The sequence below is a fragment of the Amycolatopsis sp. AA4 genome, from assembly GCF_002796545.1.
Classification (GTDB): Bacteria; Actinomycetota; Actinomycetes; order Mycobacteriales; family Pseudonocardiaceae; genus Amycolatopsis.
This window is the reverse complement of sequence record NZ_CP024894.1, coordinates 7,543,246-7,556,257: the sequence shown is the minus strand read 5'-3', so window position 1 is coordinate 7,556,257 and position 13,012 is coordinate 7,543,246. Positions and strand designations below refer to the sequence as shown.

At 68.2% G+C, this 13,012-nt stretch carries 14 protein-coding genes; 6 read left to right on the top strand and 8 right to left on the bottom strand.

The genetic code is table 11. From position 1 onward, the window contains the following. Positions 1-9 precede the first annotated feature (9 nt). Entirely contained in the window at positions 10-372 is a 363-nt protein-coding gene (locus CU254_RS34835; RefSeq protein ID WP_037715780.1) for a helix-turn-helix domain-containing protein, read from the top strand. Here the strand turns inward: CU254_RS34835 and CU254_RS34830 are convergent. After that, on the bottom strand, positions 369-1,514 hold the full coding sequence (locus tag CU254_RS34830; protein ID WP_009083793.1) for an acyl-CoA dehydrogenase family protein: 1,146 nt from the start codon (positions 1,512-1,514) through the stop codon (positions 369-371). The genes CU254_RS34835 and CU254_RS34830 overlap by 4 nt on opposite strands. 102 nt (positions 1,515-1,616) lie before the next feature. On the opposite strand from CU254_RS34830, the gene CU254_RS34825 reads away from it, so the two are divergent. The 4 genes from CU254_RS34825 (at position 1,617) to CU254_RS34810 (ending at position 6,131) form a co-directional block, all read left to right on the top strand. Continuing rightward, complete coding sequence (locus tag CU254_RS34825) at positions 1,617-2,204, top strand: TetR/AcrR family transcriptional regulator (RefSeq protein ID WP_037715779.1); 588 nt, start codon at positions 1,617-1,619, stop codon at positions 2,202-2,204. A 55-nt stretch (positions 2,205-2,259) separates the two neighbouring features. Further along, complete coding sequence (locus CU254_RS34820; RefSeq protein WP_037715778.1) at positions 2,260-3,201, top strand: carbohydrate kinase; 942 nt, start codon at positions 2,260-2,262, stop codon at positions 3,199-3,201. 191 nt (positions 3,202-3,392) lie between these two features. Next, on the top strand, positions 3,393-4,709 hold the full coding sequence (locus CU254_RS34815; protein ID WP_009083788.1) for a citrate synthase: 1,317 nt from the start codon (positions 3,393-3,395) through the stop codon (positions 4,707-4,709). Between the two features lie 63 nt (positions 4,710-4,772). Then, positions 4,773-6,131, top strand: a complete 1,359-nt coding sequence (locus CU254_RS34810) for a deoxyribodipyrimidine photo-lyase (protein WP_037715777.1) — start codon at positions 4,773-4,775, stop codon at positions 6,129-6,131. Here the strand turns inward: CU254_RS34810 and CU254_RS34805 are convergent. Further along, the gene (locus tag CU254_RS34805; RefSeq protein ID WP_009083784.1) at positions 6,118-6,555 is read right to left on the bottom strand and encodes a MerR family transcriptional regulator; all 438 of its coding nucleotides are present in this window, start codon (positions 6,553-6,555) and stop codon (positions 6,118-6,120) included. The two genes, CU254_RS34810 and CU254_RS34805, sit on opposite strands and share 14 nt — an antisense overlap. Before the next feature lie 37 nt (positions 6,556-6,592). On the opposite strand from CU254_RS34805, the gene CU254_RS34800 reads away from it, so the two are divergent. After that, positions 6,593-7,216: a class I SAM-dependent methyltransferase gene (locus CU254_RS34800; RefSeq protein WP_009083783.1), complete on the top strand. Its 624-nt coding sequence runs from the start codon at positions 6,593-6,595 to the stop codon at positions 7,214-7,216. Here the strand turns inward: CU254_RS34800 and CU254_RS34795 are convergent. From CU254_RS34795 to CU254_RS34770, 6 genes are all read right to left on the bottom strand, one after another. Beyond that, positions 7,213-8,391 (bottom strand): ABC transporter permease, encoded by a 1,179-nt coding sequence (locus tag CU254_RS34795; RefSeq protein ID WP_009083781.1) that lies wholly within the window; start codon positions 8,389-8,391, stop codon positions 7,213-7,215. The genes CU254_RS34800 and CU254_RS34795 overlap by 4 nt on opposite strands. Beyond that, the gene (locus tag CU254_RS34790) at positions 8,388-9,287 is read right to left on the bottom strand and encodes an ABC transporter ATP-binding protein (protein ID WP_199841221.1); all 900 of its coding nucleotides are present in this window, start codon (positions 9,285-9,287) and stop codon (positions 8,388-8,390) included. The genes CU254_RS34795 and CU254_RS34790 overlap by 4 nt, the downstream gene beginning before the upstream one ends. Positions 9,288-9,289: 2 nt before the next feature. Continuing rightward, on the bottom strand, positions 9,290-9,532 hold the full coding sequence (locus CU254_RS34785) for a helix-turn-helix transcriptional regulator (RefSeq protein WP_037715776.1): 243 nt from the start codon (positions 9,530-9,532) through the stop codon (positions 9,290-9,292). A 148-nt stretch (positions 9,533-9,680) separates the two neighbouring features. After that, positions 9,681-10,634, bottom strand: coding sequence for a hypothetical protein (locus tag CU254_RS34780; RefSeq protein WP_199786068.1), 954 nt, complete (start codon positions 10,632-10,634; stop codon positions 9,681-9,683). A gap of 195 nt (positions 10,635-10,829) precedes the next feature. Further along, on the bottom strand, positions 10,830-12,365 hold the full coding sequence (locus tag CU254_RS34775; protein WP_009083773.1) for a glycerol-3-phosphate dehydrogenase/oxidase: 1,536 nt from the start codon (positions 12,363-12,365) through the stop codon (positions 10,830-10,832). Continuing rightward, positions 12,362-13,006: a TetR/AcrR family transcriptional regulator gene (locus CU254_RS34770; RefSeq protein ID WP_009083771.1), complete on the bottom strand. Its 645-nt coding sequence runs from the start codon at positions 13,004-13,006 to the stop codon at positions 12,362-12,364. Before CU254_RS34770 ends, CU254_RS34775 begins: the two co-directional genes overlap by 4 nt. Positions 13,007-13,012: the final 6 nt, after the last annotated feature.

The following is a 13,012-nucleotide window of genomic DNA, read 5'->3' as shown; positions in this document are numbered from 1 at the left end:
AGGTACCCCATGGATACCAAGTATGCGAAAGAGTGCCCCTCGCGCACCGTGATGGACGTGCTCGCCAACAAATGGACGCTCTACGTCCTCGGCCTGCTCCGGCAGTACGAGCGCCCGCTGCGGTTCACCGAGCTGCGCCGCGGCGTAGAGGGAGTCACGCAGAAATCGCTCACCCAGGTGCTGCGCAACCTGGAACGCGACGGGCTGGTCAACCGCACGATCTACCCGACCATCCCGCCGCGCGTGGAGTACGCGCTCACCGATCTGGGCCGGGACGTCGGCGCGTTGACCGGCGCGATCGCGGACTGGTCGAAAGCCAACGCGGACCGCGTCCACGCCGCCCGCGCGGCTTACGACGACCGAAAAGACTAGGCGTTCTTCAGGGAACGCGCGATCACCATCCGCTGGATCTGGTTCGTCCCCTCGAAGATCTGCGGCACCTTCGCCTCCCGCATGTACCTCTCCACCGGGAAGTCCCGCGTGTACCCGGCGCCGCCGAGCACCTGGACCGCGTCCGTCGTCACCTTCATCGCGCCGTCCGTCGCCACCAGCTTCGCGATCGACGACTGGCGCTGGAAGTCCAGCCCGCGGTCCCGGCGGCGAGCGGCGTCCAGGTAAGTCGCGCGGGCCGATTCGACCGTCGCCGCCATGTCCGCCAGCAGGAACTCCATGCCCTGGAAATCCACGATCGGACGGCCGAACTGGGTGCGTCCCTTCGCGTACTCCACGGCCTCGTCCAGTGCCGCCTGCGCCAGGCCCACCGCGCACGCGGCGATCCCGAGCCGGCCCGAGCTGAGCGACGCCAGAGCGATCTTCAACCCGGAACCCTTGCCGCCGATGAGCCGATCGGCCGGGACCCGGGCGTCCTCGAACAGCAGCTGCGCCGTCGGCGACCCGGTCAGGCCCATCTTCCGTTCGCGCGGAGCCGCCGACAGGCCCGGGGTCGACGAGTCGACAAGCAGGCACGAGATGCCGTGGCCGCCGTCGTCGCTCGTGCGGACCATGGTCGTGTAGAAGTCGGCGACCCCGGCGTGGGTGATCCACGCTTTCGTGCCGTTGACGACGTACTCGTCCTCGGACAGGCGCGCGCGGGTGGACAGCGCCGCGGCGTCCGAGCCGGCGTGCGTTTCCGACAGCGCGTACGCGCCGAGCAGCGAGCCGCCCAGCATGTCCGGCAGCCAGCGGTCCTGCTGTTCCTCCGTGCCGTAGTTCGCGAGCGCGTAGCAGGACATCGTGTGCACCGACAGCCCCACGCCGACGCTCATCCACGCGGCGGCGATCTCCTCCAGCGCCTGCAGGTAGACCTCGTACGGCTGCTCAGCCCCGCCCCAGCGCTCCGGGTACGGCAAACCCAGCAGGCCGGACTTGCCCATCAGCGTGAACAGGTCGCGCGGGAACTCCTCGGCCTCCTCGCCTGCCGCGGCGCGCGGTTTCAGCTCGTCACGGGCGATTTCCGTGACGAGCGAGAGCAGGTCCTCGGACTCCGGCGTCGGCAGCAGACGGTCGACCGGCATGGCTTCCTCCCAGGCAACGGTACTGAAAACAGTACTGGCGGCTGATTGAGAGTACCGTATGCGGAGCGGGACTGTCCCTGATCGGTAGGAGATAGTGACGTGATGTCCACCCCTGAAGCCCGTCGCCGGCCCACCGCGCGGCAGCAGGCGCTGCTGCGCGACTTAGAGGCGTTGTTCCTGGCGGAGGGCTTCGCCGGCTTCACGCTCGACGATCTGGCCGCTCGCCTCCGCTGCTCGAAGTCGACGCTGTACGCGCTCGCGCCGAGCAAGGAGCAGCTCGCGGTCAAGGTCGTCGCGCACTTCTTCCGCGACGCGGCCGAACGCCTGGAGAAGCGGATCGCGGGCATCGACGACGCGCGCGAGCTGATCGGCGAGTACCTCTCCGGCGTCTCCGAGCACCTGAACCGGGCGTCGCCGGAGTTCATGGCCGACATCGCCGCCTTCGCGCCCGCCCGCGACACCTATCAGCTCAACAGCCGCGCTGCCGCGCGCCGGATCCGCGCGTTCATCGACAAGGGCGTCGCGGACGGAGTGTTCCGCGACGTGCACGCGCGGCTCGTCGCCGAAATGACCGGACTGATCATCGAGGGCATTCAGACCGGCGTGCTCGGCCGCCGCACCGACGTGTCCGACGCGGAAGCGTTCACCGCGCTCGGCGAACTGCTGCTCGGCGGGCTCGACAAGAACTGATTTGTCCGCATCGGGACAGGAATTGTCAGCGCCGGTTCCTCTACACTCGCCGCTTGTGATCGTGGTGGGTGGAGAGGCGCTGGTCGACCTCGTTCCGGGCGAACCGTTGGATTCCACTGTGGACGGTGGGCTGCGCGCGCTGCTGCCCCGGCTCGGCGGCGGTCCGTACAACGTCGCGCTCGCCGCGGCGCGGCTCGGCGTTCCCGCGGCGTTCCTGTCCCGGATTTCCACTGACCGGTTCGGCGTCGCGTTGGTGGATCGCCTTTCCGCTTCGCACGTCGACACTTCGTTGCTGCTGCGCGGCGACGAACCGACGACGCTCGCCGTCGTCGCACTCGACGAACGCGGCGCCGCGGAATACACGTTCTACGTAGAGGGAACCGCCGATCGGCTGGTCTCCGATCCTGGTGCGCTGCCGGAGGAAACCACCGCGCTGTCGCTCGGAACGCTCGGCATGGTGCTGGAACCCGGCGCGAGCGCGTACGAGCGCGTTCTGCGCCGCGAATCCGCGCGTGGGACCCTGACGGCGCTCGACCCGAACATCCGGGAGGCGCTCATCGCCGACCCGGCGGCCTATCGCGCGCGCTTCGCCTCGTGGCTGCCCGACGTTCGGCTGTTGAAAATTTCCGACGACGACGCCGCGTGGCTCGCCGAGGGAGCCGACCCGGTGGCCGCCGCGAAAACGTGGGTGGAGTCCGGTGTGGACGCCGTCGTGCTCACCCGGGGCGCGGACGGCTTGTCTGTGATCACTTCGGCTGGTGAGCTGGCCCACGTCGCGTCCCGCAAGGTGGCGGTGGCGGACACGATCGGCGCCGGCGACACCGTGCAGGGCGCCCTGCTCGCGTGGCTGCACGAGCGCACCGTGCGCGACCTGGCCGCACTCGACGCCGGCGCGTGGAACGAAGCGCTTGCTTATGCGGCGAAAGCGGCGTCGATCACGGTCTCCCGCAGCGGAGCGGAGCCGCCGACCGCGGCGGATATGGCGGCCACCGTGTGAACCTGGTCCCAATGGGGCCTTTTGGGGCAACGCAGCGAGTGCGGACTGACCCACCCTTCGACTAGCGTAGTGGTGAATTCATACCCAGCGGGGCGGTGTGCAGCGAGGCGCGTGTTTCCTCGCGTGAACACGTGGCTACTGCGGAACCTTGCAGGCGCCGCCGTCCCGTGCCCAACGTGAGAGGGACCTGCATGTCCGACGCGACGAATGCGGGGCAGTCCGGCGGCGAAACCGCGACGCTGCGCCTGCCGAGTGGCGAGCACGAGTTCAAGGTCGTCAACCCGGTCGAGGGCGCGCCGGGGATCGAGCTGGGAAAGCTGCTGGCGCAGACGGGGTACATCACCTACGACCCCGGGTTCGTCAACACCGGCGCCGCGTCGTCGGCCATCACCTACATCGACGGTGATGCGGGCATCCTGCGCTACCGCGGCTACCCGATCGAGCAGCTGGCGGAGAAGTCCACCTTCATCGAGGTGTCCTACCTGCTCATCTACGGCGAGCTGCCGACCGAGGCCCAGCTGGCCGACTTCACCGAGCGGATCCAGCGGCACACCCTGCTGCACGAGGACCTCAAGGCCTTCTTCTCCGGCTTCCCGCGCGACGCGCACCCGATGCCGGTGCTGTCCAGCGCCGTCTCCGCGCTGTCGACCTTCTACCAGGACTCGCTGAACCCGTTCGACGAGCCCAACGTCGAGCTGTCCACCATCCGCCTGCTGGCGAAGGTGCCGACGCTCGCGGCGTACGCGTACAAGAAGTCCGTCGGCCAGCCGCTGCTGTACCCGGACAACTCGCTGGGCCTGGTGGAGAACTTCCTGCGGATGACGTTCGGCTTCCCGGCCGAGCCGTACGAGGTCGACCCGGACGTCGCGAAGGCGCTCGACCTGCTGTTCATCCTGCACGCCGACCACGAGCAGAACTGCTCCACCTCCACGGTGCGGCTCGTCGGCTCGTCCGAGGCGAACCTGTTCGCCAGCATCTCGGCGGGCATCAACGCGCTGTTCGGCCCGCTGCACGGCGGCGCGAACGCGGCGGTGCTGGAGATGCTCGAGGGCATCCGCGACGACGGCGGCGATGTCGCGACGTTCGTCAACCGCGTGAAGAACAAGGAAAAAGGTGTCAAGCTCATGGGCTTCGGGCACCGGGTCTACAAGAACTACGACCCGCGCGCGAAGATCATCAAGAACACCGCGGACGAGATCCTCGGCAAGCTCAAGGGCGGCGACCAGCTGCTCGACATCGCCAAGAAGCTCGAGGAAACCGCCCTTTCCGACGACTACTTCGTCGAGCGCAAGCTGTACCCGAACGTGGACTTCTACACCGGTCTGATCTACCGCGCGCTCGGGTTCCCGACGAAGTTCTTCACCGTGCTGTTCGCGCTCGGCCGGCTGCCCGGCTGGATCGCGCACTGGCGCGAGATGATCAACGACCCGCAGACGAAGATCGGCCGCCCGCGCCAGATCTACACCGGCTACGCCTCCCGGGACTACACCCCGATGTCGGAGCGCTGAGCCGCTGCTCGCTGAAACGCCCCGTCGTGCTTTCGCGCGGCGGGGCGTTTATCGTTGTGCGGCATGACGATGGAAGCGCCGGTCGTGCTGTGGTTCCGCCGGGATCTGCGATTGCGGGACCACGCCGCCCTGTTCGAGGCGGCCAAGCACAGCAAGCACCTGCTGGCGCTGTACGTGCTGGACGACCGGTTGCTCGAACCGGCCGGTTCGCCGCGGATCGCGTTTCTGCTGAATTCCTTGCGGGAACTGGACAAAGCGTTGTCCGGACGGTTGATGGTGCGGTGCGGCGATCCGGTGCGAGAGGTCGTCGCGGCGGCGCGGGAAATTCGGGCGGCGGCAGTGCATGTCTCTGCGGATACCGCACCCTATGGGCGGGAGCGTGACGATGCCGTGGCTGAAGCTTTGGCAGAGCATCGAATTCAGTGGGTGCCGACGGGTTCTCCGTACGCCGTGACGCCAGGGCGGGTCACCAAGCCGGACGGGACGCCGTATCGGGTCTTCACTCCGTTCTACCGGGCCTGGGCGCAGCACGGCTGGCCTCGTCCGGCGGACACCAATGTGTCTATTGTGGACTGGGTCAAGCCCGCTTCTTCGGAACCCTTGCCGGAACCTCCGGAGGTGGAGTGCGAGCTGCCGCCCGCGGGGGAGGAAGCCGCGCTGGCGGGGTGGCAGGAGTTTCTCGCCGACGGTCTCGCGGAGTATGCGACCGAACGCGATCGTCCGGATCATGCTGGCACCACCAGGCTTTCCCCCTATCTGCGCTGGGGCGCGATCCATCCGCGGACGATGCTGGCCGACCTGGCCGGAAACCGGTCCGAGGGCGCGCAGGCCTTGCGCTCCGAGCTGTGCTGGCGCGAGTTTCACGCCGACGTCCTGTGGCACCGGCCGGAAACCGCGCGGCGGAATTACGATCAGCGTTTCGACGGAATGCGTTACGACACCGGAAAAACCGCGCGGGAGATGTTCGCGTTGTGGCGCGAGGGGCGGACGGGCTACCCGATCGTCGACGCCGGAATGCGGCAGCTGCTGGCCGAGGGCTGGATGCACAACCGGGTCCGGATGATCGTGGCGAGTTTCCTGGTGAAGGACCTGCATTTGCCGTGGTGGTGGGGGGCGCGGCACTTCATGAAGCATCTGGTCGACGGCGACCTGGCGTCGAATCAGCTGAACTGGCAATGGGTCGCTGGCTCCGGAACGGACGCCGCGCCGTACTTCCGGATCTTCAATCCGACCACGCAGGGGCAGAAATTCGACCCGAAGGGCGATTACGTGCGCCGGTATGTCCCGGAATTGCGTGGTGTGGCGGGCAAAGCGGTGCACGTGCTGAAAGAGCGTCCAGAGGGGTATCCGCAGCCGATCGTGGACCACGCGGAGGAACGGCAGGTCGCACTGCAGCGGTACGGGGCGATTACCGGGTCTTAGGGTCGTGTGCCTGTTCGTGGCTTTCCGCGAGGGACAGGCCGCTTTGCCGCTTTTCGATGATCGACCAGAACCGCGGGCACTTCAGCGGATCACGGGCCGGACAGTGCCGTCCGTGTTCGAGCGCGGCGCGGGCGATCTCGATGCGGCGCTGCTGCTCGGTCAGTTCGGCGAGTTTGCCGTCGATCATTTCCTGGCGGCCGGATTGTCCGCCGGTCAGGAAACGGCCGATTTCGGACAGCGTGAAGCCGATTTCCTGGAAGAACAGCAGCACGCCCACGTCCTTGACCGCGGACTCGGCGTAGCGTCGCCGGCCCGCTTCCCGCTCCGCGGGGCGCACGAGACCGAGTTCGTCGTAATAACGCAACGCGCTCGTCGGCACGCCGGTGCGCTCGGCGAGTTCGCCGATGGACAGGGTGGCAATCATTTGACTTCAAGCGTACTCGAAGTGGTTGGCTCGCCCCATGAACGTGATGGAACGGGCTTTGCGCTGGTGGGGCCCGCGCGGCGGGATCGCGCAGTTTCACCGGCCGACCGGGGTTCCGGGACACGTCGCCGGGCTGATCATGGGGCGACGGTCGTCGAACGTGACGCGCAATCGGTGGGCGGTGCGATTGCTCGACGTCCAGCCTTCCGAGCGGGTTCTCGAACTCGGCTGCGGTCCGGGCGTGGCGGTCGCCGCGCTGGCGGACCGGGCGGCGCTGGTGGTCGGGGTCGACCATTCGGCGGTGATGATTCGCCAGGCACGACACCGAAATCGGGCGGCGGTCCGGGCTGGGCGAGTGCGGCTGGTGTGCGCGTCGGTCGAGCACTTGTCGCTCGCCGAAGGACCGTTCGATGCCGCGCTGGCGGTCAACACGCTGGGCATGTGGCCGGCTCCGGTAGCCCGGCTGTGGGAGCTGGGCCGGTTGTTGTGTTCGGGCGGACGTGTTGCGTTGGTATCTCAACCACGCCTCCCAGGCGTGACAGCGGCCGCGGCAACCGAAGAGCTGACCGAGAAGCTCACCGAAGCTGGGTTCACCCAGCTCCGAATCGAAACCCTCGATCTGGAGCCGCCCGTGGTCTGCGTGCTAGGCCGAGTGCCCTAACGGCGCAACGCGTCAACCAGCCGTACGCGGCTGCCGACCCGCAGTACTCCATTCCGGTACACCCGCGCACCAGCCCAGGTGACCACGGCGATCAGCGCGCCCGTCAGCACCAGCGACAGCACGATTTCCCACGGCTCGACCGTGCCGAGCGCGATCCGCGCGGGCATCAGAACCGGCGACAGCAACGGAATCAGCGACACGACCCGCGTCGCCGTCCCCTGCGGGGCCTGGGTCAGCAGGTTGATCCCCGCGACGAACCCGATGACCAGCGCGATATTCACCGGTCCGACCACCGCCTGCGTGTCCTCCTGCCGGGACACCAGTGCACCAGCCGCGCCGTACAGCATCGCGTAGAGGAAGAAACCGAGCAGATACCAGACGAAACCCCAGCCCAGTGTCCCCAGCGTGACGCTGGAAATCGAGAACACTCCGGATACGCCACCGGCCACTAAACCGGCTGCGGCGAGGATCGCGAGCTGCGTCAAGCCGACCAGGCCGAGCCCGATGACCTTGCCCAGCAGCAAATGCACCGGACGGACGGTCGCGAGCAGAATTTCCACGACGCGGCTGGATTTCTCCTCGACCACGCCCTGCGCGACGAACATCCCGTAGGTCATGATGCTGACGTACAACAGGATCGCGACCACGATCCCGGTCACGAGCTTCGTCCCGGCCTGCGGATCCGCGGGTTCGAGGGCCTGCACGTCAGCATGGGTGGCGGATACCGCCTGGTGCACGGCGGCGGGGTCGAGGTTCGCGGAGTACAGCTGTGCGTCGAGGACCTGTTGCTGCGCGATGCCGTCCAGTGTCGTACGCAGTTGTGGGTCCAAAGTGGACTTAACGACCACCCGCGGCCGGGAAGCGCTGCCGGAGACGAGTGCGTCGACGTCGCCGTCGCGGACCTGGGTCAGTCCGTCCGATTCGGACTGGACCAGGACGATCTTGAGGTGCCGGTCGTTGTTCTCCAGTTGCGCGGCGATGCCCTGGGCTTGTCCGGCCAACGCGACGCGAGTGGTCTCCCGGTCGCTGGCGAGGAACACCTGCAGCGCGACGTAACCCAGCAGCAGCAACAGCATTACCGCGGTACTGAGCACAAAGGACCGAGTGCGCAGCCGTGCGTTGAGTTCCCGCTTGGCCACCAGCCGCACCGCGCGGACGGGACGGATCCGGCTCATCGAGGTGCTCCCGGCGTGGCGACGGAATCGCGGAACAGGTCGGCCAGCGTACGGCGGCGGTGGCTGAATTCGGTCACCGGACCGGTGGCCAGCGCGGCGGCCAGCACGGCCTGGTCATCGGCACTGGGCGACAGCTCCAGCACCGTTGTGGTGCCGTGGTTTTCGAGCACCCGGGCACCGGGAACCGTTGCCGCCCAACCGGGATTCGCGCTGGGCGCGGTGACGACCAGCCGACGTCCGGCGTCGCGGGTCAGCTCGTCCACGGTGCCGACCGCGACCATCCGGCCGTCGCGGATGATGCCGACCCGGTCGCACAGCCGCTCCACGAGGTCGAGCTGATGGCTGGAAAACACCACCGGCACTCCCGCCGCCGCCTTCTCGCGCAGCACGCCGCTCAGCACGTCGACCGCGAGCGGGTCGAGGCCGGAGAACGGTTCGTCGAGCACCAGCAACGCCGGGTCGTGCACCAGCGCGGCGGCGAGCTGCACGCGTTGCTGGTTGCCGAGGCTGAGCTTCTGGATGTCGTCCTTGCGCTTCGGCCCGAGCCCCAGCTTCGCCATCCACAACTCGGCGGCGCGGTGGGCGTCGTTGGTGCTGAGGCCGTGCAGTTCGGCGAGGTAGACGAGCTGGTCGAGGACCTTCATTTTCGGGTACAGCCCGCGCTCCTCGGGCAGGTACCCGATCTGCGCGCGAGTGTCGTGCGTGATCGGCCGCCCGTCGAAGCGCACCTCGCCGGAATCGGCGGTCAGCACCCCCAGCACGATCCGCATCGTGGTGGTCTTGCCCGCGCCGTTGCTGCCGACGAACCCGAACAGCTCGCCCGGCGCCGCGGTGAAACTCACGCCGTCGAGCGCGGTTTTCGCGCCGAACCGCTTGCTGATCCGGTCGATCTCCAGCGTCACGCGTCCCCCTCCAGCGGCGCCCGGCTGAACACGGCCTCCACCGGCAGGTCGAACACCGCGCAAATGCGCAACGCCAGGTCGAGACTCGGGTAATGATCGCCGCGCTCCAGTGCCCCGATCGTCTGCGGATTGACCTCGACCGCCTCGGCGAGCTCCGCCCGGCTCATCCCGCGCTCCGCGCGCAGCACCGGCAGCCGGTTGTGGATCGGCAGCTCCTTGCCACGCCGCACCGGGCTCATGGACCGCACTGTTGCAAAAACCCAACGACCCGTCAAGCTGCCTTGCCGGTAGGTACCCGCCCCAATGTGGCATTGGGTGCATGCGACGCACCCAATGTGGCGTTCGGTGCGTCTGACGCACCCAATGCCACATTGGGGCACGCCACGCTCAGGCCGCGCGATGACGGATTACAGAGGGACGTGGGCGGCGTGCCGCAGCTTCGTGCGCGGCGCGAAGTTCTGCCGCCACCTGGTCTGGCTCAGTACGCAATCTGATCGGAAGCGTCTGGAGTACGACAATGCCCGCGGCGGCGTAGCGAGCGTTCCGCTGGAGTGTGGCGGAGTAGTCGTCCCATTTCTCGTGCCAGGCCCGTGAGTCGATCTCCCAGGCAAACGCCACCTCGTCCCACCACGCATCAGGTCTGGCCACGAACTCGCCAGTGCCGGTGGTGACTACGACGTTCCATTCGGCTTCAGGAAGGCCTGTTCTTTTGCAGATTTCCCAAGCGTCGGCCTCCGCTATGGACTGCGTTCCTGCCAGAAGTGCGATCAGCGCGCGACGGGGCAGAGCAGAGCCGCGCTGGCTTCCGCGGCTTAGCTCGCGACTAAGCTGTTCCAGGGTGCAACGCCGTCGCTGCACAGACTCGGCCAAGAGCGACCGGACGGCATCGAAATCGCGGATTCGCCGCGCTGCGTCCAGTACGGCTCGATACGCGGGTGCTACCGGAACTCCACTCCTGACCACAGCCTGGGGAAGCCGAGTGGTGCGTTCCACGACCATGAAGCCCACGCTGCTTACTTCCCGCTTCTCTGGAACCAACAGGTGAATCTGGTCTGGTTCGGGGATCTGGTTCAGCCCGTGCAGCCGTGCCGCCCACAGGCCCGTCACCATCGCATCGGGACCGGCCCTCAACAACGCCGCTTCGATTCGCTGCGGAGCGTCAGGTTCGCACGGCAGAAGCAGCACGACGCCGGGAAGAATCCGACGCCAGGGTCCGCCTGGAAGGCAGCGCCGGTAGATGCTGCTCCTGGACATGCCCAGTTCTTCGAGTTCGGCGGCTCTGACAACTTTCCCCGCGGTTTCGTGCAGCACGGGGTGCCGCTCCCAGTTTCCTTTGCGCATCTGTCCAGGTTGTGCTGTCGGCAAGAAATGCGCGAGTAAAACGTGTGCGAGTGGTCCCCTCGTGCGTGAATACCGCGACAACCACCCGTTCGTGGTGCTGACCCCAATGTGGCATTGGGTGCATGTGACGCACCCAATGTGGCGTTCGGTGCGTCTGACGCACCCAATGCCACATTGGGGCTGCGCTGGGTCGGGTCAGGACAGTCCGGCCAGTGCTTTCTCCACCAGTTCGGCCACCCGATCCCGTGCGGCTTCGGCGTCGGCGGGGACGAGGGCCAGCCGGGTGCGGCGTTCGAGGACGTCCTCGACCGTCGTCGCGCCTTCGTGGCGGACCGCCCACACCACCTCCGCCGCGGTGATTTCCGTCGAGTCGCACAGCGGGGCGGCGAATTCCGGTTCCAATTCGCCGAGCGCCGCGACGCGCGGTGCTTCGGTGCCGTACTTGGCCACCAACCGCGCCGGAGCGTCCACAAGCGACAGTCGCGAGCGTGGGGCGGCACCGAGCAGCGGCAGTTTGGCGGTCCGCGAAGGGCCTGCGGGCAATCCGGCGTGCGTCAAGGCGGCGTCGACGGCGTCCTCGGCCATGCGCCGATACGTCGTCAGCTTCCCGCCGACCACCGTGAGCACACCGTCCGAGCCGGTGATCACCGCGTGTTTCCGGGACAGGTCCGCGCTGCGTCCGGCGGAACCGGAGACGAGCGGGCGCAATCCGGCGTACGAGCCGAGCACGTCCGCGGCGGTCAACGGGCGGTTCAGCACCGAGGAAGCAGTCGAGAGCAGGAAGTCCACATCGGACTCCGGAACAGTGGGGACGTCCGGGACTCCGCCGGATACGGGTTCGTCGGTGAGTCCTAAGTAGACCCGACCGTCGAGCTGCGGCAGCAGGAACACGAACCGATTGGTCTCGCCCGGGACCGGGATGTTGACCGACGTGGCTCCGACCCGCACGGTGTCCGGCGCGAGCACCAGGTGCGACCCACGGGAAGGCCGCAGCTGGACGGAATCGGTCAGCCTGTCCGCCCAGACGCCGGTCGCGTTGATGACCTGCCGCGCGCGAAGCGTGTACGACGAGGTCCCATCACTTACCTGCGCTTCGTTGCCAGACAAGGAAACCGCCGACAACCGCGTGAGAATCCGAGCGCCGAGCAAGGCCGCGGTGCGGGCGATGCTGACCACGAGACGTGCGTCATCGACCAAAGCACCGTCGTACGCCAGCAGCGCACCGCGTAGTCCGCCGGGAGCGAGGCCAGGGGAGAGGGCCAGCGCCTCGGCAGCGGGGATCCGGCGCGGCGCAGGCAGCACGGACGACGGCGTACGCGCGGCCCGCCGCAAGCCGTCACCGGCCCGGAGGCCGGCGGCGATCAAAGCCTGCTGCGCGGCGGAAGTACCCGGGTAGAGCGGAAAAAGCTGCGGCATCGCGCGCGTGAGGTGCGGCGCGGTGCGCGTCAGGAGAATCCCGCGCTCCACGGCGCTCTCGTGGGCAAGGCCGAGTTCGCCCTTCGCGAGGTACCGCAGTCCGCCGTGCACGAGCTTGCTGGACCAGCGCGACGTGCCGAACGCGAGGTCGTGCGCCTCGACCAGCGCGACGGAGAGACCCCGCGCGGCCGCGTCGAGTGCGATGCCCGCGCCGGTGACCCCGCCGCCGACCACGAGGACGTCGACTCGTTCACCGTCGACCAGCCGGGACAGTTCGCGTTCGCGGCGGCGCGCGTTGAGGGATCCGGTGCTCATGGTTTCAACCCCGCTTCGACCAGGTGCCGGAATTCGGCGAGCAAGGCGGCCTCGTCGACGTCGGCGGTGGCCGGGCGCAGCGAGAACGCGAACGACTGCACGACCAGCAGCACCGAGCGCGCCTGCGCGGCGACCCCGGCGACGCGCACCGAGCCGTCTCGGTGACCTTCTTCGAGCAGGCTTCGGAGCACGTGCTCGGCGAAATGCTGCGTCGCACCCAGCCGCTCGACGATGTACGGCAGCACCAGTTCGGCGTCGACGTCCAGCAGCGTCCGGAACAGCGGGTCGGCCGAGAGCGCGCCGACGCTGGCCGCCGCCAGGTGCACGATGCGGTCGCGCGCGTGCGCCGTCTGGTCGCCGGTCTCGTTCACCCGCTGCAGCAGTCCGCTGAACTCGCGCGTCATCAGCGCGGCGAGCACACTGCGGACATCGGGGAACCGCCGGTACACCGTCATGCGGCTGACCTGCGCGGTTCGGGCGATTTCGGCCAGCGTGGTGCGCCGCACGCCGACCGCGAGCACGCACTGGCGCGCGGCGTCGAGAAGCTCGTCGTCGGCGACGCGAGCCGAGGTCGGGCGGCTGCGGGCGTCCGCGAGCGCGGAGGGGGCCGCTCCCGGGCGGGAGTGACGTTTGACGTCCATGTGTCA